18 protein-coding genes and 2 pseudogenes are annotated in these 17,317 nt (G+C 68.3%); 8 read left to right on the top strand and 12 right to left on the bottom strand.

Features of this window, described 5'->3' with window-relative positions; all coding sequences use genetic code 11:
• Window positions 1–13: 13 nt before the first annotated feature.
• Window positions 14–685, bottom strand: coding sequence for a TetR family transcriptional regulator (locus B073_RS0109430; RefSeq protein WP_037811290.1), 672 nt, complete (start codon window positions 683–685; stop codon window positions 14–16).
• 114 nt (window positions 686–799) lie between these two features.
• Here B073_RS0109430 and B073_RS0109435 point away from each other — a divergent pair, with 114 nt between their 5' ends.
• From B073_RS0109435 to B073_RS47660, 3 genes and pseudogenes are all read left to right on the top strand, one after another.
• Window positions 800–1,729, top strand: a complete 930-nt coding sequence (locus B073_RS0109435) for a zinc-binding dehydrogenase (RefSeq protein WP_018537841.1) — start codon at window positions 800–802, stop codon at window positions 1,727–1,729.
• Window positions 1,730–2,052: 323 nt separating this feature from the next.
• A pseudogene (locus B073_RS47655) lies at window positions 2,053–2,250 on the top strand (transcriptional regulator); the annotation flags it as partial.
• A 55-nt stretch (window positions 2,251–2,305) separates the two neighbouring features.
• Window positions 2,306–2,611, top strand: a complete 306-nt coding sequence (locus B073_RS47660) for a hypothetical protein (RefSeq protein ID WP_234025039.1) — start codon at window positions 2,306–2,308, stop codon at window positions 2,609–2,611.
• Between the two features lie 25 nt (window positions 2,612–2,636).
• On the opposite strand, the gene B073_RS0109445 is transcribed toward B073_RS47660, so the two are convergent.
• From B073_RS0109445 to B073_RS0109455, 3 genes are all read right to left on the bottom strand, one after another.
• Window positions 2,637–4,004 carry an alpha/beta hydrolase family protein gene (locus tag B073_RS0109445; protein ID WP_234025033.1) on the bottom strand — a complete coding sequence of 456 codons (1,368 nt, stop codon included), beginning with the start codon at window positions 4,002–4,004 and terminating at the stop codon, window positions 2,637–2,639.
• 94 nt (window positions 4,005–4,098) lie between these two features.
• The gene (locus tag B073_RS39515; RefSeq protein WP_234025034.1) at window positions 4,099–4,371 is read right to left on the bottom strand and encodes a hypothetical protein; all 273 of its coding nucleotides are present in this window, start codon (window positions 4,369–4,371) and stop codon (window positions 4,099–4,101) included.
• Between the two features lie 152 nt (window positions 4,372–4,523).
• A complete protein-coding gene (locus B073_RS0109455; RefSeq protein ID WP_018537844.1) occupies window positions 4,524–5,114 on the bottom strand; it encodes an isochorismatase family protein in 591 nt (196 codons plus the stop codon).
• 147 nt (window positions 5,115–5,261) lie between these two features.
• Here B073_RS0109455 and B073_RS0109460 point away from each other — a divergent pair, with 147 nt between their 5' ends.
• Window positions 5,262–6,269 carry a GlxA family transcriptional regulator gene (locus B073_RS0109460; protein ID WP_018537845.1) on the top strand — a complete coding sequence of 336 codons (1,008 nt, stop codon included), beginning with the start codon at window positions 5,262–5,264 and terminating at the stop codon, window positions 6,267–6,269.
• A 116-nt stretch (window positions 6,270–6,385) separates the two neighbouring features.
• A complete protein-coding gene (locus B073_RS0109465) occupies window positions 6,386–7,015 on the top strand; it encodes a class I SAM-dependent methyltransferase (protein WP_018537846.1) in 630 nt (209 codons plus the stop codon).
• Window positions 7,016–7,474: 459 nt separating this feature from the next.
• Here B073_RS0109465 and B073_RS47665 read toward each other — a convergent pair.
• Together B073_RS47665 and B073_RS0109475 are read right to left on the bottom strand one after the other, a co-directional pair.
• A pseudogene (locus B073_RS47665) lies at window positions 7,475–7,705 on the bottom strand (chaplin); the annotation flags it as partial.
• A 385-nt stretch (window positions 7,706–8,090) separates the two neighbouring features.
• Window positions 8,091–8,270, bottom strand: coding sequence for a hypothetical protein (locus B073_RS0109475; protein ID WP_018537848.1), 180 nt, complete (start codon window positions 8,268–8,270; stop codon window positions 8,091–8,093).
• Between the two features lie 376 nt (window positions 8,271–8,646).
• Here B073_RS0109475 and B073_RS0109480 point away from each other — a divergent pair, with 376 nt between their 5' ends.
• The gene (locus B073_RS0109480) at window positions 8,647–8,934 is read left to right on the top strand and encodes a hypothetical protein (protein WP_018537849.1); all 288 of its coding nucleotides are present in this window, start codon (window positions 8,647–8,649) and stop codon (window positions 8,932–8,934) included.
• Between the two features lie 237 nt (window positions 8,935–9,171).
• On the opposite strand, the gene B073_RS0109485 is transcribed toward B073_RS0109480, so the two are convergent.
• Together B073_RS0109485 and B073_RS49005 are read right to left on the bottom strand one after the other, a co-directional pair.
• Window positions 9,172–9,522 (bottom strand): hypothetical protein, encoded by a 351-nt coding sequence (locus B073_RS0109485; protein ID WP_018537850.1) that lies wholly within the window; start codon window positions 9,520–9,522, stop codon window positions 9,172–9,174.
• A 130-nt stretch (window positions 9,523–9,652) separates the two neighbouring features.
• On the bottom strand, window positions 9,653–10,255 hold the full coding sequence (locus B073_RS49005) for a hypothetical protein (protein WP_199788122.1): 603 nt from the start codon (window positions 10,253–10,255) through the stop codon (window positions 9,653–9,655).
• A gap of 747 nt (window positions 10,256–11,002) precedes the next feature.
• On the opposite strand from B073_RS49005, the gene B073_RS0109495 reads away from it, so the two are divergent.
• Both B073_RS0109495 and B073_RS0109500 read left to right on the top strand, forming a co-directional pair.
• A complete protein-coding gene (locus B073_RS0109495) occupies window positions 11,003–11,239 on the top strand; it encodes a hypothetical protein (RefSeq protein WP_018537853.1) in 237 nt (78 codons plus the stop codon).
• A 320-nt stretch (window positions 11,240–11,559) separates the two neighbouring features.
• Complete coding sequence (locus B073_RS0109500; RefSeq protein WP_018537854.1) at window positions 11,560–11,829, top strand: hypothetical protein; 270 nt, start codon at window positions 11,560–11,562, stop codon at window positions 11,827–11,829.
• An 851-nt stretch (window positions 11,830–12,680) separates the two neighbouring features.
• On the opposite strand, the gene B073_RS0109510 is transcribed toward B073_RS0109500, so the two are convergent.
• The 4 genes from B073_RS0109510 to B073_RS0109525 form a co-directional block, all read right to left on the bottom strand.
• Entirely contained in the window at window positions 12,681–12,959 is a 279-nt protein-coding gene (locus B073_RS0109510; RefSeq protein WP_018537856.1) for a hypothetical protein, read from the bottom strand.
• Window positions 12,960–13,412: 453 nt separating this feature from the next.
• Window positions 13,413–14,237 (bottom strand): hypothetical protein, encoded by an 825-nt coding sequence (locus B073_RS45160; protein ID WP_037811295.1) that lies wholly within the window; start codon window positions 14,235–14,237, stop codon window positions 13,413–13,415.
• Between the two features lie 680 nt (window positions 14,238–14,917).
• On the bottom strand, window positions 14,918–15,196 hold the full coding sequence (locus tag B073_RS0109520; protein ID WP_018537858.1) for a hypothetical protein: 279 nt from the start codon (window positions 15,194–15,196) through the stop codon (window positions 14,918–14,920).
• A gap of 297 nt (window positions 15,197–15,493) precedes the next feature.
• Complete coding sequence (locus tag B073_RS0109525; RefSeq protein WP_018537859.1) at window positions 15,494–16,000, bottom strand: hypothetical protein; 507 nt, start codon at window positions 15,998–16,000, stop codon at window positions 15,494–15,496.
• Window positions 16,001–17,317: the final 1,317 nt, after the last annotated feature.

Here is a 17,317-nt window from a genome sequence, read left to right on the forward strand (position 1 = left end):
CAAGACCCCAGCCTCAGCCCCCCGTAGCCGCGCCCCCACCCGCCCGCAGGGTCAGACAGCCAGGCAGCGCCGCACAGGCATCCCGGAAGCGACCGGCCAGCGCCTCGCGCGTCGGCGCATCCGACTGGGCCGCCCAGGCATCCAACGCACAGTGCCAGGCAGCCACGAGCACCTCCATCGCCAGTCGCGGCCGCAGGTCCTCCGCATCGGCGAGGCCGAACCGGCGCCGGAGCACTTCGACCGCCGCACGACTGGTGTCCTGGCAGAAGCGCAGCCCGTGCGCCTCCATGGACGGCGTGCGGGCGGCCAACTGGCGGTTGAGACGGACCCGTTCGGACCAGTCGGCAGCGGTCATCCCGTCCAGCGAGGCGAGCACGGCCTCCTGGAGCATCGCCAGGAGCGGGCCATCGGCCGGCTCACGGGTCTCCAGTTCCAAGAGGAAGGCCCGCCAAAGATCGTGCAGCGGCGCCATCGCCACGTCTTCCTTGCTGGTGAAGTGCCGGAAGAAGGTGCGCTTGGAGGTGTCCACCGCGTCGCAGAGCTCGTCGAGGGTCACGCTCTGAAACCCGCGCTCGCTGAACAGGCGCAGGGCGGTGTCCACCAGCGCCTCCCGTGTCCGCAGTTTCTTGCGTTCCCGCAGCGGAAGCCGCTCTCCGGCGTCGGGCGAGGGGCGTGGGCTCTCCATGCCAGACAGCGTACCCGAGGGGTAAACGCCACTTGCACGCACATGCCACTGAGTGGCATAACTGTCTGGCACAACCCTGCTCCCCCGCCGTCTCCCGAAGGGACGCACCGCGCCATGCGTGCTCTGCTCGTCGACCGCTCCTCCCCCACCGGCCTCCGCCTCGCCCAGGCCCCCGACCCCCAACCGGCCCCGCACCAGGCCCTGGTGCGGGTGGCGGCCACCTCCCTCAACTACGGCGAGGTACGCATCGGCCTCCAGGAGAGCGCCGACGGCGCGGTCCTGGGCTGGGATGCCGCCGGGATCGTCGAACGGGCAGCGGCCGACGGCTCCGGCCCGGCCGCCGGCACCCCCGTCGTCACCCTCGGGCCGGACGGCGGCTGGGCCGAACTCCGCGCGGTGGACACCGACTTGATCGGCGTAGTGCCACCCGGCGCCGACCCCGGGGCGATCGCCACGATCCCGGTGGCCGGCGCCACCGCACTCCGCGCCCTGCACCGCCTCGGCCCCCTCCTGGGGCGGCGCGTCCTGATCACCGGAGCCACCGGCGGCACCGGCCGCTACGCGGTCCAGCTGGCCCGGCACGGCGGGGCGCACGTCATCGCCGCCACCGGATCCCCGGACCGGCACGGCGAGAGCCTGCGCAGCCTGGGCGCACACGAGGTGGTGAGGGGCCCGCACGACCTCGCAACCCCCGTGGACGGCGTCATCGACCTCATCGGCGGGCGCCAACTCGTCTCCGCCTACGGCAAGTTGACCGAAGGCGGCACCCTGGTAGCGGTCGGCCACTCCGCACACGAGGACGAAACCTTCCCCTACGGGGCCCTCTACGGCGACCAGGGCCGGCACGACCGCACCCTCACCACATTCTTCCTACTGGCCTGCACCGGACTGGCCCGCGACCTGACCTGGCTCGCCGAACAGGTCGCCGCCGGCACCCTCACCCCGCACCTCTCCTGGCGCGGCCCCTGGACCGACGCCCCCAACGCCATCGACGCCCTGCTCAACCGCCGTCTCCACGGCAAGGCCGTACTCGACCTCAACTGACCACCCACGGACCAAGAGCGGGCCGGCTCGGTGATGGCGGCCGGTCGGCCGCCACGATGCGCAGCACCGCGGCCGCGGTGATCAGGAATGTCTTGGTGTCCGACACAGGAGTTCCCTTCGTGCGAGGCGAACAGAGGCCGACCGGGGCGACCTGGCCCCGGTCGGTCTCGACACGTTCCACTTCAGCACCCAAAACGGCTGCTGATCGGCTTGCGGGGGGTCCGCTTCGCCCCGGGGACAGCCGGACCGGGGGACTGCCAGTCCCCCTTTCGCGGCCCGTCGGGGCGAACTCGGGCCCTATCGTGAACGACCGCATGGACCGCATGGACCGCAACACAGCTCTCGGTGAGTTCCTGCGCTCGCGTCGGGCACGGATCACCCCGCGCCAGGCGGGCCTGTCCGACGACGGCGGCTCCCGGCGGGTGCCGGGACTGCGCCGCGCAGAGATCGCGCAACTGGCCGGCGTGAGCGTCGACTACTACGTTCGCCCGGAACGCGGACGCCGGTTGAACGTCTCCGAGACCGTGCTGGACGCCATCTCCCACGCGCTACGGCTCGATCCCGTCGAACGCACCCATCTGTTCCAGCTCGCCAAGTCCGCCGCAGGCAGGCCCCGTCGCACGGCGACGCGTCCGCAGCAGGTCCAAACACTTCCACCACCCGGTCGTCGGCCCGCTCACCCTCAACTACGAGTCCCTCACCCCGCCCGCCGACCCGGACCAGCGGCTGAGTGTCCACACCGCAGAGGAAGGCTCCAGCTCCGAAGAGGCGCTTGGGCTACTGGCCACGTGGATACGGCAGCCCGAGACCTCGCACGGACAGCACGCAGATCATGAGGGCGCTTCTGACGCCCGCCGGCCCGCGAGAAACGGTCGGCCATAGAGGTTGCGTCCCATGAGCCGTGGAGCTAAACCCGCAACACCCCCCACCACACCCCCCACGGCACGAACCCCACCGCCGCGAGCAGCGCCGGCGCCAGCCGCAGCCAGGCACCCCAGCCCCGCGCCCGGCGCTGCCGCCAGACAGCAACCACCGCCACAACCCCCGCCACGACGACGGCCACACCGACCAACTGCACCGCCAACCACACCACCGGCCGCCCCCACACCCCAGGCACCGCAACCCCGTCCCCCACCACATAGACCGCAAGCGGACAGACCACCGCTCCCACCACCGCGGCCGACCCCAGCCCCGCCAGCCGACGAACGGGACGCACCACGGGCCCCCGCCGCAGCACGGCACCCACAGGGTAGCCGGCGAAACCGACCAGGAGCAGCAGCGGAGCCAGCCATGCGTACCAGGCATCCCCAGGCACGGGCGTACTGGACGCCACCTGGTGCGGCGCGGGGGCCACGGCGCTCACGGGTGGGTGCCCGGTGGCCACCGCCCGCACCCACGAGGTCATGGTCTCCGCATAGCCGGGGGCCAGTTCCCCCAACGGCTTGCCGTGAAAGAGCGGGCCGCCCAGGCGGTCGAAGCCGTCCGACGTCCGATGCCCGTTGTGCGCCCCACCGGGGACGAACCGGATGACCGCGTGCCGGTTGCCGGCCCGGTCGAGTGCCCGCTGAAAGACCCGAGCGCTCTCTGCGGGCGGTACCTGCATGTCGTGCGCACCCCACAGGGCCAACACCGGCGTCCGGTGCAGCCGCTCCAGCACCTGCGACGCGCCGTAGTCCGCGTCCGGGAACTTGCCTGTGGCATCGACGAGTTGGGCCGCCGGTCCGGCCACCACGCCGGTGAACGGCGCACCGGCACCCCGATGCAGCAGATGCGTGGTGAGATTCCATGCCTGGGTACGCAACACGCCATACCCCGACCCGCCGATCGTGATCACGAACGCCACGTCGGACGACCGCGACGCGGCCAACGGCGCCACCCAGCCACCCTCACTGAACCCCCACACCCCGACCTGCTTCGGATCGACGCCCGGCCACTTCCGCAACAGCCGTACTCCACCGAGCGCGTCCTCGGCCAGGACTCCGAAGTCGCGGTGGGTGACGGAGTACCCGGCCGTCCGCTTGTCGTAGACGAGCGTGGTGATCCCCGCCCGCGCGAACGCCTCCGCCTCCTGCCGGTACTCCTGCCTGGGACCGGGCCCCGAACCGCCGATGAGCACGATGCCCGGGCGGCTGCCCCGCGCCCCCGAGGCGGCCAGTACCGTCCCGTGCAGGACGAGCCCCCCACCACCGCGGAAGGAGACCTCCTCCCGGACCAGTCCGCCACCACCCGGCACCTCCGCACGGGCCCGTGGCGCGGCGAGCAGTCCGGCGGCCACCGCACATACCAGAGCCAGACAGGCCCGAAGGTACGACCTGACGAAGAGCTGCACTGCCTGCGCCCCCCTTCTTCGAAATCGCCCGCAGAACAGGTCAGTTGCCCTCGGGTATGCCCAGCAGCCGGATGTGCACGGCCCGCGCGTCGGGCGCGACCTCGCCCTCCGCCGGCGAGAAGCGGTACAGCAGCGCGATGTACTCCTCGAAGAACGCACGCAGTTGCTCGGGGTTGAGCCGCAGCGTCGACCGGGAGAAGAGTGCCGCGTCCGCCCAGGGTCCTAGCGTGTCGCGCTGCTCCTCGAACCGGCGTACCAGATCGGCGAGTTCGGCGAAGTCGAGCCGGTGCATCTCCGTCAGGGCTGCGCGCATCTCGGGGGTCTGCCGGCTGTACGGCGGAAACCGCCGGTCCCCCGCTCCCCATCGCCCTCCTCCGGTTATGAAAAACCGCCCCGCATGCACGCACACACGCACGCATGCGGGACGCTCCCCACCCCGGGACGCTCCGCCCCGGCCGACGACGCTCAGCTCAACGACGCCCCGGACGGCACGACGACGCCGTAAAGGTCGCCGATCGTCGCCAGCGCGCTGTGATGCACCTGCTCCGCAGACACCTCGGCAACCGCCGTCGCCAGCGGCCGCGTCGCACAGGCATCGGCGACCACGGTGGGCCGGTTCCCACGCAGGAACGCACCCGACGCCGTGGACGCCACGCACATGTGCGTCATAAACCCGATCACCACCACGTCCTCGTTCCCGGCGGCATCGACGTGCTCCCCCAGGTCCGTACCGACGAACGAGTCGGGCGCGGTCTTCACGACGACCGGCTCACCGTCGACCGGCGCCACCCGAGGGTGGATCCGCCCGATGTCCTCCCGGATGTCGTACGCGGAGCCCTCGCCCCCGTCGTGGATGACGTGGACGACCTTCGCACCCGCCTCCCTGGCCCTGGCGAGCAACGCGGCGGCGTTGTCGAGGGCCGCCCGCCAACCCGACAGCTCCATCACGCCACGGGTGTAGGTGTTCTGGTAGTCGACCAGGATCAGCGTCGCCTGGGCCAGCGTCGCCGGAGCGGCATCCAAGCCGTTGATGTCCCGCAGAGTCGTCGTAGGCATTGCTGCACCTTCTTGGGTTCCGTATCGAAAGGTTGGGCCACCGCGCGCCGGCACACTCCACGCTACGATCCGCCTCCCATGGCAGCAATGTCATGTAACTTGCAGATACCGACACCCCCGCCAGACACCACACCCGGACGGAGCCCCTTGCCCAACTCGACCGCCTCGACCACCGCCGAGCGATCCCTCGTCGTCCTCCTCTTCGACGGCGTCGACCTGCTCGACGTCACCGGCCCCCCGGAGGTCTTCGCCCTGCTGCGCCGCGAGACGAACGACCCATCGGGCTACGACGTCCTGCTGGCCGCCGAAACGCTGGCCCCCGTCACCACCTCCGCGGGAGTACGCGTGCTCCCCGACATCACCTTCGAGGAAGCGGCCACCAAAGCCATCGACACCCTGATGGTCCCCGGCTCGGTCGAAGTCGACGACCAGCGCCATGTGCACGCCGTCGCCGACCCCACCGTGGTCCACTGGGTCAAAACCCTCGCCGGCAGGTCACGGCGCATCGCCTCGGTCTGCGTGGGGGCGCACCTCCTGGCTGCGGCCGGCCTCCTGGACGGCAAGCGCGCCACCACCCACTGGTCGACCGCTCAGCAACTCGCTGCCGACCACCCGTCGGTCGAGGTCGACGCCGACCCGATCTTCATCCGCGACCAGGACGTGTGGACCGGCGCCGGCATCACCGCCTGCCTGGACCTGTCCCTGGCCCTCGTCGCCGAGGACTTCGGCGAGGCCGTCGCGCTGCGCATCGCCCGCCAGCTCGTGATGTACCTGAAGCGGCCGAGCGGGCAGAGCCAGTTCAGCGTCCCGATCGAACCCGTCTCGACGACGCGACGCATGGCCGACCTCCGCCACCACATCACCCGCAACATCACCAAAAACCTCACCGTCGCCGACCTCGCCGCACACGCCCACGTCAGCGAGCGCCAACTCACCCGCATCTTCAAGACGGAACTCGGCACGACCCCGGCCGCCTACCTCGAATCGGCCCGCGTCGAAGCCGCCCGTAACCGACTCGAATCCACCGACGACACCCTCGACCGCATCGCGTCCGCCTGCGGCTTCCGCACCACGGACACCCTGATCCGCGCCTTCCGCCGCCAGCTCAACACCACCCCGACGGAATACCGCAACCGCTTCCGACACTCCGCATGACCCGCATCCCTCCATGACCGGAAGGGAAACGAACAGGAGACGAGCAGGAGACGGTTACGAACCAGGGGACAACGCACGCACACGACCCCGCCGCGCCCCTGTGGCAGTGTCAGCACATGCCGTTCGACCACAACGACCACTATCACCGCCTACTGCTGCGCCACCTGCCGCGGAACTGCGGCACCGCGCTGGACGTCGGCTGCGGCACCGGCCGCTTCGCCCGGCGTCTCGCCGGCCTGGGCGTCGAGGTCGACGCGATCGACCCGTCCGCGCAGGTCATCGCCCAGGCCCGCGCCCTCTCGGAACGGGCAGACGTCCACCGGCCCCCGCACTTCCGCCAAGCGGACGCCACCGCCCTCGAACTTCCCCCCGGCCACTACGACTTCATCTCGTGCCTGGCCAGCCTCCACCACATGCCCTTCGACACGGTGACCAGGTTGCGTAACGCACTCGCGCCGGGCGGAGTGCTGGTGATCCTGGGCTGCTATCGAGAGAAGGGCCTCCGCGACGGCCTCTGGAGCCTGGCAGCCGCCCCCACCAATGCCCTCATCCGCCTCGCCGTCGCCGCCGCCGAAACGGCTCGCCCCACCTCGTCACCCCGCCGGTCGCGGACCAAGGCACCGGTGAAAACACCCACCATGCCCCTGCCCGAGATCCGCCACCAGGCCGCAACCCTGCTGCCCGGATCCCACATCCGCCGCCTGCTCTTCTGGCGCTACCTGCTGATCTTCCACAACGAGACCTGAGGCCAGGCGCCCAGTTCGTGACCCCCGAGCCGAGGGCCTCGGGGGTCACGAATCGGGCCCGTGCGCGGGAGACAGCCGCGCCACAGCACAACAGCAGCACCTGCAAATCCGGCAGTCCACCGCCGGAGACGGTGAACTGCCGACAAAGACCGGCTACGGCCCGGAAACGGCCGCCGATCCCTTTCAGTTGCGAGCGGCGCGCCGACCCCGGCGGTACAGCAGAGTGCCGCCCATCAGCAGCACGGCGCTGGTCGCAATCGCCATACCGGTCTCCGCCTCACCGGTCTTCGCCAGCTGCGGGCGAACGGGGATGTTGCGGTGGTGGTGCTGGTGGACCCGGTGCTCAGGCGCGGGGGCCGGGGCGGCGGCCGGCGCCCGGTGGTGCGGCGCCGGACGCTCGTGGCGCACCTGCGGCTTGTGCGCCTGCATTTTGTGGTGGCGCCGCTCGTGGCCCTTCGAACTGTTGACGCAGTCGTTGCCGAATGCGGGATTGAGCGCCCCGACCACGTCCACGGTGTTTCCGCACGCATTCACCGGGATGTGAACGGGCACCTGAACCTGGTTCCCGGACAGCACACCAGGAGAACCAACGGCGGCCCCATCAGCCCCGGCGTCGGCTACGGACACACCCGCCCCTGCGAACAGCAGGCCGCCGGTGGCAACCGAAGCGGCAATGACCTTTTTGATCACGTGACTCCTCCTTGACAGCGCGGCCACTTCCGCGGACCGCACAACACACAACGACGCCGAGCGCAGAAAGCTCCGAATGCGCCATTTCGATCACTCTTTCAGCTTGATGTGCATACTCACTCCGGCCGGAGAATAGTAATTATTCTTGTATGGGCGACGATTTTCCCTCGATGATCGATCGCCGGAATATCCCAGAAAAGAAGCCGGCCGAACACACCTCCATTGTTCGCATTAATCTGCAGAACGCGGAACGTTCCGAGCGCATCGATTCCGCCTCCCGCCATCCCACCATTCCCGCACCCCGAAAGTCCGGGAGAATCGGCGCATACACACGAAAAGGCGCCCTGCGGAAGATCCCCAGGGCGCCCGGACGGCTACGGAACGATCAACGACCGCCGAACAACGGCAGCCGGCCGACATGCAGCGGACCGATATCGCTGACGACCGTCAGCGGGGCCCCGATGACCCCGGTGCCACTTAGGTCGAAGCCGCTGGCGTGGGCAGGTACAGAGACGATCCCGGCGAGCGCGAAGGCCCCCAGAAGTCCGGCGAGAACACGGCGCATGACTGCTCCTGCTTCATCTCGTGTGCGAACGTGCGATTGGCTCAGGCCACCCTGGCACCCGCGCCCGCACACCCCCTCACGTCCACGCCAGGCGATCACCTGATCGCGCGATCACGAAAATCACAGAGCAGACTCCAGCACTCTCCCGCACCGAAAATAGTGAAATTCACCATGGAAATCCGAAAAGGGAGTCGCCACCAGGGAACATCCCGCCGAACACCCACCTCGCCCGTTGACGTCCCGTCAACGGGCAAAAAATTCGCATCATACAATCCGGCGCGTCGCTGTGGGACTTCAGAGGCATTTCGTATTAGCCTCCCCAGCTGTACGAAGTCGTTACATAACGACCTCAACCGCTCAATTCACCGGAGAAGAAATGCGCAAGCTTCACAAGGCTGCTGTCGTGGCTGCCGTCCTCGGTAGCGTCAGCATTCTCGGTGTCAGCACCGCCAATGCCGACGGCGAGGGAGGCCCCCAGGGCCGCTTCGACATCAAGCAGAGCGCCATGTGTAGATCACACGACACCAACGTCGACATCCTCGGCGAAGTCGGGATCGCGAACGGTCTGGGCGGAAACCTGCTCAACGGCGAGGGCTCGCCGGGCGCACAGAGCACGCACATGGGCTCGTCCATGGGCTGCAACAACGGCGCGTTCAACAAGTAGCCACCAGAGCACGGGTTCCGGCGTCCGGTCCGCAGACCGGACGCCGGAACCCTTTCATATGTCCCGTCTCAACCGAGCATCCGCCGACGAACGACGACTGGCCCCGCATCTCCCAACACCCCAAGCCCAGCAGGCTCGTACACACGGATGCGGGGTCGGTCCCCGTCAAAGGGACCGACCCCGCAGTATTGCGGCCGGCTCGGGATCACCCGAGCCGGCCCCTCGATCACATGGCACTCAGAAGTCGGAGTGGGACCGCTTGAAGCTCTTGGGGAGCTGGAGGTGGTTGGAACAGTTCATGCGCGGGCCGACGTTCGTCTCTCCCTCCCCACCCACGAGACCCTCCTCGGGCCACACCAAGCGCTGCCGGGAGGCCGTCGCGCAACGCTGCTCCTGGTCGATGATGATGCGGCGGCCGTCCTTCGTCCGGTAGACGGCCGCGTACTTGTGGACGCAGATCTTGTTGCCTGATTCGCCGCGACTGCAGTGGTCCCCTTCTACTGCGTGCGCTTGAGGGGCGATGGCGCAGGCTGCGGTGATGCCGCCCATCATTGCCACGATCGCTGCGATCTTCTTGCGACTCAACATGTTCTGCGTTCCTTTGTGGTTGACACTCGGGCGCGAGACACCACGAACGGGCTCGCGCCCGAGCCGGAGAATGCCGAAAAAGGGTTCTGGTGCCCGAACCCGAAGGCCGGACACCAGAACCCCGTCCTACTTACTTGCGGAGGGCAGTGGCGTTGTCACAGCCCATGTTCGAACCCTGGCGGGTCCCCTGGTTGCCACCACGGCCTTCGCCGTTGAGCGCATTGCCCAACACGCCGTTCAGCAGACCGACCTGGCCGAGAACGTTGACGTTCAGGTCGTGCGACCGGCACATGGTGTTCTGCCGGACCGCCACGTCACCACGGCGCTCGGAGCGAGACTCCTGAGCCGGGCCCTGCTGGACCGGAGCCTGCTGGACCTGCGGGGCCGGGGCGGGAGCCGGGGCCGGAGCAGGTGCTGCCTGCGGAGCCGGGGCCGGAGCCGGCGGGGCTGCCTGCGGAGCCGGAGCGGGAGCCGGGGCCGGGGCCGGAGCCGGGGCTGCCTGCGGGGCAGGAGCCGGGGCCGGGGCCGGGGCCGGGGCCTCGGGGGCAGCCTGCGGAGCGGCCTGCGGACCACCATGCCCACCGCCGTTGGCGGAGGCGCCCGAGGCGGAGACGGACCAGGCGGTGACCTCCGGGCCGGAGCCGTACCCGTCGGCCAAGCTGACCCCGGCACTGGCGGTGGAGAGGCAGCCCACGGCTGCGACGACGATGGCGACTCTCTGAAGTTTGCGCATGGAACCCTTGATCCTTGATTGCGTGGATGGAGATGAACATGCCGCGATTACCTAGTGTGAGTATATGCACACTCAGAGTAGCCAACCGTGGATTTCGCCCCACTACACACTTCGTGTCGTTCTCGCAAGACGAAGTCCCACCCCGCACGGCTGCCACCGACCGATCCCGGCGCACTCCCATATTGCGCACTACGGAGGAGGAACTCGCGTCCATCGCCTCGACTCCACGCCGGAAGCCGCCCAACAGGCCCACAGCGAGGGCCATTTGACGTCGACACGGCGAGTCGACGACGCACGTGACACAATTCGAGGCATCCGGAACGGCATCCATCGCACCTTCCTTCCGCCCTCTCTGGCAGAGAAACGACGCAGACCCCCAACAGGGGTACGGGGGCCGGTCAATCGTCACCCATTTGCCATTGGCGTCACCGCGGCCGCCATCAAAAGACAAGAGAGAACCGCCACCCCCAGGCACTGGCCTGACACCCCGAATTCCCCTCCCGCCCCCCCCAGTCCCACCTCCCCCTCTCCGCTGTGACCAGGGCTTCCTCTTCATCCCCCTCTCGACCATTGCACCGCTCACGGAAGCAAAGCAGCGGGCAGTCACCACAGGCGGACTGACTCCCAGTCAGCTCTCCGACACAAGGCGCGCAACGGAGTGGAACGCCCAGATTGGCTACTGCTAGTGTTCGCGCAGTCACAGCCAGCAAGTTGGGCTTAAGTACAGGTACGAAGGTCGAGGGTTCCATGCGCAAGCTTCAACAGGTCATGCTCGTCGCCGCTGCCGGCGGTCTGTCCGCCGTCGGCGCCGGGGCCGGCACTGCCTACGCCCACGGCGGCAAGGCCCACAACGAGCTCTTCCGCCCGTACCAGGAGTGCAGCCCGCAGACCGTGGCCGAGGCCAACCTCCCATTCGGCGTACTCAACGTTCCCGAGACCTGGGGCACCACCTGCGGCCAGTTCAACCACTCCTTCACCAAGTAAGGCGACAGGGCAGCCGCACCCCGACACGATCGCGGGCCTTTCGGGACTCTTCCCCGAAGGGCCCGCTTTCCTGTGTCCGGCAACTGGGGCGCGGACCGTACGGCCGAACGAGTGGTTCGCCAAACAGCGTTCGCACCCCCCTCGGCCCGTTGTTTCCCCAACCAGGCAGGAACTTGGGATCGTTGCAGGCGCCAAGCTCGTCCAAGACGGCTTTAACATCCGGCGCGTCGCTCAGCAACCGCTGATCTTTCGTATTAACTATCCGCAACTGCATGAAGCAGTCGATCTCCGATCACTTCCGGACAATCATGGAGAAAGAAATGCGTAAGCTTCAGAAGGTTGCTGTCGTCGCCGTCGCCCTCGGTAGCGTTGGATTCTTCGGCGCCGGCACCTCGTACGCCTCAGGAGGCGGCAGCCACTTCGGCCAGGGCTCCCAGTGCCGCACGCACGACCTGAACGTCGACGTGCTCGGCGAGGTCGGAATCCTCAACGGCGTGCTGGGTAGCGCGCTCAACGGCGAGGGCTCCCCCGGAGCGCAGTCCAGCCCGATCGGCTCGAGCATCGGCTGCAACAACAGCATCGGCAAGTAGCCGGACGGGGTTCTGGTGTCCGGCCTTCGGGCCCGGGCACCAGGCCCCCTTCCGCACTCAGAGCTCGGGTGCGGCCCGCTCGCGGAACACCGCATCCGAGCATCGATCACAAAGGAACGTAGTAGATGTTCAGTCGGAAAAAGATCGCAGCCACCGTGGCACTGTTGGGCGGCCTCACCACCGCCTGTGTCATCGCCCCCCAGGCGCACGCCGCAGACCCCAGAGGACTCTGCACCCGTGACGTCCAGGGCAATGTCACCTGCCTCCAGCGAACGGCCGGCGCCAACGAGGACGGTAGATACTCCGTCAACCAGGTGCAGAGCTGCGAGCCGACGTCGCCCCTCTCCATCCCCGCGCACGGGCTTCTCAACCCGGGAAGCATGCAGGTCGGGCCTTCCATCACCTGCAACAACTCGGCCCGGGTGCCCGGCGAATCGTCTTCCCAGTCGGGTGGCGGCTCTCCCCAAGCGGGGGGCAGCTCTCCCCAAGCGGGTGGCAGCTCTCCCCAGGCGGACAGCGGTTCTCAGCAAGCGGATGGCGGATCTCAGCAAGCGGGCGACGGCGCAGAGGGATGAGCCCTCACTCCGCCTGATCATGGGGTGATCGTTCGCTGAGAACACCCCGCCATACGTGAATGGCCGGACCGCGTTGTCGTCGGTCCGGCCATTCATCATGTCCCCGTCGGGCCGCCGGCCATACTGACAGGTTGGCGGTCGGTATACCGGCAGGGGCCGCACCACGCGATCCGGAGCGCACGCAGGGTGAGCCGACCCCGGACACAAGGCGAGTCCCGGCGCCGAGCTCGTGACTCGGCACCGGGACGAGGACAGCTCCTTACCAGCGGCGGTCGTTCAGGAGACGCCGTTGCTGCAGTGGAAGTTCGCGCCCTGGTGAGTGTGCTGCGCGCCCGGCGAGCCCTCGCCGTTGAGTGCGTTGCCCAGCGTGCCGTCGAGCGCTCCGACCGTCCCGAGGACACTGATGTTCATGTCGTGCGAACGGCACTCGGTTCCCTGTGTGAGGTCGGTGTCGTGGGCGCCCGCCTCGCCGTGGGCGTAGGCGGTGCCTGCGCCGAAAGCGCCGACACTGCCGAGTGCGGCAGCCACGACGGCGACCTTGTGGAACTTGCGCATGTCTTCTCCGGTGATTGAGCGGTTGTGATGTGCAGTGGACTGGGGGTGCCGACCCGGAGGCTGGCTGGGGTGTGCCTCGTGGTGCGGCATCGGTGGGCCGGAACGGGCAGGGCGCCTACGCGCTCGGCGCGGAGAGTGCCCTGCCTTGGAATGCGGTGGCAACTGGCCGATCGGTGGTGCGGCGAGGCATCAGATCGATAGCCGTGTGCCAGCTGCCCGGCGCGCGGGCGAGTACGGCGGCGGCTCGCAACTGCAGCCATTGAAATGCCTGTTGCGAGAGAAGGCGGGCCGACTCGGTCATTGTGGCAAGGCGCCAACCACAACTCGCATACGGAGCCAGCCAGTTCAGTGGCCTGACTGCCGGGTTCGCCCATCACCCGGTGACAGTCGACGCGGTCGGGCGTCCACTGTCACCGAGCTCCATGGCCGGCGCCCAGGAGCGTCCTTGAACGCTCAGGCCATGCGGGGCAGGTCGACCTGTCCCAGCGGCGGCGCCGCCAGTCGACCCATGCCGAGCGGGTTCACGTGCGGAACGTCCGGCGAGATCAGCGGGTTGACCAGCGGATTGACCTCCGGGTTGAACTGGGGGTTCACCTGGGGCGCCACGCGCGGGGAGGGCTGCGGTGAGAAGACCTGCGGAACGGCCACCTGCGGTGCGACCTGGGGCTGGACCTGCGGGGACGCCTGGGGGGCGACCTCCGGGGCCGAGGCCGGGCCCGAGGACTGCGGAGTGGAGGACTGCTGCGAACTCGGAGCGGAGCTGGCAGCCTGCGCGGCGCCCATCGAGGCGACCGATGCAGTGGCGCGCGGGCCGTCGTAATGCTGCTGAGCCGGAGCCTGCGGAGCCGACTGCGGCTGAGCGTACTGCTGCGGGGCAGGTTGCGGCGCCGACTGCTGCGGGGCTGCCTGCTGGGGAGCCGGAGCGTACTGCTGCGGAGCAGGGGCCGGAGCCGGAGCAGGTGCCGGCTGCTGCGCGTAGTACTGCGGGGCAGGGGCCTGCGGCGCCGCCGGCTGCTGCGCATACTGCGGGGCGGGCTGCTGTGGCGCAGGAGACTGGGCATACTGCTGCGGAGCAGGGGCCGGAGCCGGAGCAGGCGCCGGCTGCTGCGCGTACTGCGGAGCCGGAACGTACTGCTGCGGAGCCGGGGCCTGAGGAGCAGTGGGCGGGGCGGCGCCGTTGTACCCGGCAGGAGCATCTGCATGGCTCACGCCGGCGCCGATGGTGGACAGACCGCCAGCCGCTGCGACGACGAGCGCGATCTGATGAAGCTTGCGCATGAAACCCTCGGCCCTTCATTGCCTGTATGGAAATCTGATTACTTATCGATGTCTTGAGTGCGCAAACGGAGGTAATCGCGGGCTGCACACCCTGCGCACCCCGTGCTCATGCACGGTGGGAGCCGCCCGCAGGGCCGCGACAACGCCAGTCGTGGCGCTCCCCAACGGCCTTCGGATTCAACGGCGCAGCGCAACGCCTCTCCTCCGATTCGCGTCGGACACCATGCCGACATCGTCGCCGCAGACCGTCCGACGCCAGGAAGGAGAAGCCCTCCCGACCAGCGGCCCATAAGCCCCTTCGCTGTTCTCTCCCACCGAGGAACGGCAGATCGCCGGGCGTGGTCACGGGAATCAATCCAGGGTCACCCGTTTGCGTAGTGGCATGAATCATTTGGGGTGTCGATGCCGGCGGCGGCTCGCGGCGACCAGATCGAGAGGCACCACCTCCCGTATCGCCTCCGCCAACTTCGCCCGCTCATCCGTCATTTACTGAACTCGGGCGCTTGATGTGGTCGTTGTCGCTCAGGCGGGGCGTCGTACACGAATACGATGTCAGCCGTCCAGGAGGCGAACCGACAGAAAGATAAAAGGATTTCCCAAAATGCAAAAAGGGTTCTCGACGCCGGCCTTGCGACTCGGCGTCGAGAACCCTTTGGGTGAACTACTCGGCTGCTCGCGGCTCAGAATGCGCTGTTGTTGCAGCCCATGGTCGAGCCCATGTGGGTAGCCTGCGCACCCGGCGAGCCCTCGCCGTTGAGCGCGCTGCCCAGCAGGCCGTTGAGGATGCCGACCTCACCGAGGACGTCCACGTTCAGGTCATGGGAGCGGCATTGACTGCCCTGCTTGATGTCGAACTGGCCGCCGCCCTGCCCGCCGAGGGCATTGGCAGTGCCGGCGCCGAGGAAGCCAACGCTACCGATGGCGGCAGCCAGGACGGCCGCCTTGTAAAGCTTGCGCATTTCTTCTCCGGAAGTTTGAGCCGATGTGATCTGCGGTGTACAGACTTCGTACAGTTGTGGAGGCTAATACGAAATATCCACCGCTCTTGAGCGACGCGCCGGATTATGCGACTGAAGATTTTGGAAGTGAGCCCGGAACCTGAACAGTTCAGGCATCGTTGAGAACGGAACTGATTGCTGTGTCGTCGCGGCCCGATCCGCTGCGGCCACCGTGGCGCGGGACTTGCTCATCGTGAGCACGCACAAAGGCCCTTCGAGGGATACCCCTCGAAGGGCCGGGCGACCGTCGCGGACTCGCTACCTCGATGTGGCGTGGGCGTTGGCCTGCGAATTGGTCTGCGCGCAGCTGAAGCCCCTGGTCTCGGGAGTGGCCAGCAGCCCGATCGGGACGTTGGCGTCGAGCAGCGACTGCGGGCTGCACTCCTGGTACGGGCGGAAGAGGTTGTTCTGGTCCTGCGGACCGGACTGCGGCGCGACCTGCGAGACCTGCGGCGAGAGGTGCGGATTGAACTGCGGGTTGAGCTGCGGCGACACCTCCGGACCAGCCTGCGGAACGAGCGTTTGCGGGGCCGCGGCCTGCTGCGGCGCGGCGCCCTGCTGCGGGCCGCCGTGCGATCCGTAGGTGTGTGAAGTGGCCCCCGAGGCCGTCCAGGCTTCGGCCTGAGGGGTGTCCGGTTGCGTAGCGGTGGGCGGGGCGGCGCCGTTGTACCCGGCAGGAGCGTCGGCGTGGCTAGCGCTGGCGCCGATGGTGGACAGACCGCCAGCCGCTGCGACGGCGAGCGCGACCTGATGAAGCTTGCGCATGAAACCCTCGGCCCTTCATGACCTGTATGGAAATCCGATTACTTATCGATGTCTTGAGTGCGCAGACAGGGACGACCCCGGGCTTCGCATCTTGCGCACTTCGTGTCGAACGACGGGCGAAGCCTCCCGCAGGGCCGCGGCAACGCACGTCGTAAAGCCGTCCATGGCGTCTCGGATTCGATGGCGCGGTCCATCGCCCCTCCTCTGATCCGCTTCGGACGGCATGTCGAGATCGTTGCCGCGGACCGCTCCGGCGCCAGGGACGCGAGACGGTCCCGGCCGGCGGCCCGTAGGCCCGTTCACTGTTCTCTCCCAGCGGGGAACGGTTCATCGTCTGGGCGGGTCACGGGAATCAATGCAGGGTCACCCATTTGCCCACCGGTATGAATCATTTGGAGTGCCGGATTCCTTGCCTTCCTGGAAGGGTGTGGTGTCGCCGGGGTGGGTTTCGATGCCGTTGCTGACCACGGTTGGTCGTGAGCCGGCCGATACTTCGGCATCCCTTTGTGGCCGTCGGCGCCCTCAACGGGCGGGGGCTGGTTGAATGTTATGGCGAGGGCGGGGTCGCTCCTGGGTGAACTTGGGGGCGGTCCGGGGTTGTTGTGGTGGAAGCATCCGTAGGGTGGCGGTAGCCGAGTCGGTTGCGGCGCTTCGGGTATGCCCGGGTCCGCATGCATGCGTGATCCATTTCCTGGTTGTGGCTGACGCGCCTGCGCCGGCGAACGGAGCCGAGCCCACGCCCCTCCGCTGATTCCGATCGGGCGGTTGGCGATCGTCGTCGAACTCGCCGTCGCTGCACGTTCGCGGCGCGCGTTTTACGCAGAGGCGCGCAGAACCTCCCTGTGTGGATTGGTGCGTTGATCGTGTCGGCCGGCCTGGTTTTCGTCTACGCCGTCGTCCGCGGCAATGGGCTTCCCACCCACAGTCACGCCGCCCTCGTCCTCGGCGCCTTCCGCGGCGCCGCCCACCGGCAAGTCACCCGTCCCCGCCTGGACCCACCACGCCCTCCGACAACTCCGCAACGGTGTCCTCGCCCATACCCACAGCCACCGCACCGGCGACGTCGGAGACATCGCCGTCCGACGGCTTTCGACCGACACCGGTGCAGGGCACAGACACTGACGGTTCGAGAGGTTGAGGGTTTGTCACTTCGGGTGCGTGATGGGCCGATCGCGCTGTGCCGCGCGGATCGGCCGCGGTGACCCCCACCCCCCGGATGCCAGCGCCGAAGAGCGCGTTGGCGCATATCGCATTAGCCTCCGATATCAGCGCAAAGTCGATCTTTGATGCCTGCTCGACATCGATTCTCTGGAGGAG

Source organism: Streptomyces sp. MspMP-M5, assembly GCF_000373585.1.
Lineage (GTDB): Bacteria > Actinomycetota > Actinomycetes > Streptomycetales > Streptomycetaceae > Streptomyces.

Coding starts and splice junctions, on each gene's coding strand:
- B073_RS0109430 (WP_037811290.1), bottom strand. CDS start 685: ATGGAGAGCCCACGCCCCTCGCCCGACGCCGGAGAGCGGCTTCCGCTG.
- B073_RS0109435 (WP_018537841.1), top strand. CDS start 800: ATGCGTGCTCTGCTCGTCGACCGCTCCTCCCCCACCGGCCTCCGCCTC.
- B073_RS39515 (WP_234025034.1), bottom strand. CDS start 4,371: ATGCGCGCAGCCCTGACGGAGATGCACCGGCTCGACTTCGCCGAACTC.
- B073_RS0109455 (WP_018537844.1), bottom strand. CDS start 5,114: ATGCCTACGACGACTCTGCGGGACATCAACGGCTTGGATGCCGCTCCG.
- B073_RS0109465 (WP_018537846.1), top strand. CDS start 6,386: ATGCCGTTCGACCACAACGACCACTATCACCGCCTACTGCTGCGCCAC.
- B073_RS0109475 (WP_018537848.1), bottom strand. CDS start 8,270: ATGCGCCGTGTTCTCGCCGGACTTCTGGGGGCCTTCGCGCTCGCCGGG.
- B073_RS0109480 (WP_018537849.1), top strand. CDS start 8,647: ATGCGCAAGCTTCACAAGGCTGCTGTCGTGGCTGCCGTCCTCGGTAGC.
- B073_RS0109485 (WP_018537850.1), bottom strand. CDS start 9,522: ATGTTGAGTCGCAAGAAGATCGCAGCGATCGTGGCAATGATGGGCGGC.
- B073_RS49005 (WP_199788122.1), bottom strand. CDS start 10,255: ATGCGCAAACTTCAGAGAGTCGCCATCGTCGTCGCAGCCGTGGGCTGC.
- B073_RS0109495 (WP_018537853.1), top strand. CDS start 11,003: ATGCGCAAGCTTCAACAGGTCATGCTCGTCGCCGCTGCCGGCGGTCTG.
- B073_RS0109500 (WP_018537854.1), top strand. CDS start 11,560: ATGCGTAAGCTTCAGAAGGTTGCTGTCGTCGCCGTCGCCCTCGGTAGC.
- B073_RS0109510 (WP_018537856.1), bottom strand. CDS start 12,959: ATGCGCAAGTTCCACAAGGTCGCCGTCGTGGCTGCCGCACTCGGCAGT.
- B073_RS45160 (WP_037811295.1), bottom strand. CDS start 14,237: ATGCGCAAGCTTCATCAGATCGCGCTCGTCGTCGCAGCGGCTGGCGGT.
- B073_RS0109520 (WP_018537858.1), bottom strand. CDS start 15,196: ATGCGCAAGCTTTACAAGGCGGCCGTCCTGGCTGCCGCCATCGGTAGC.
- B073_RS0109525 (WP_018537859.1), bottom strand. CDS start 16,000: ATGCGCAAGCTTCATCAGGTCGCGCTCGCCGTCGCAGCGGCTGGCGGT.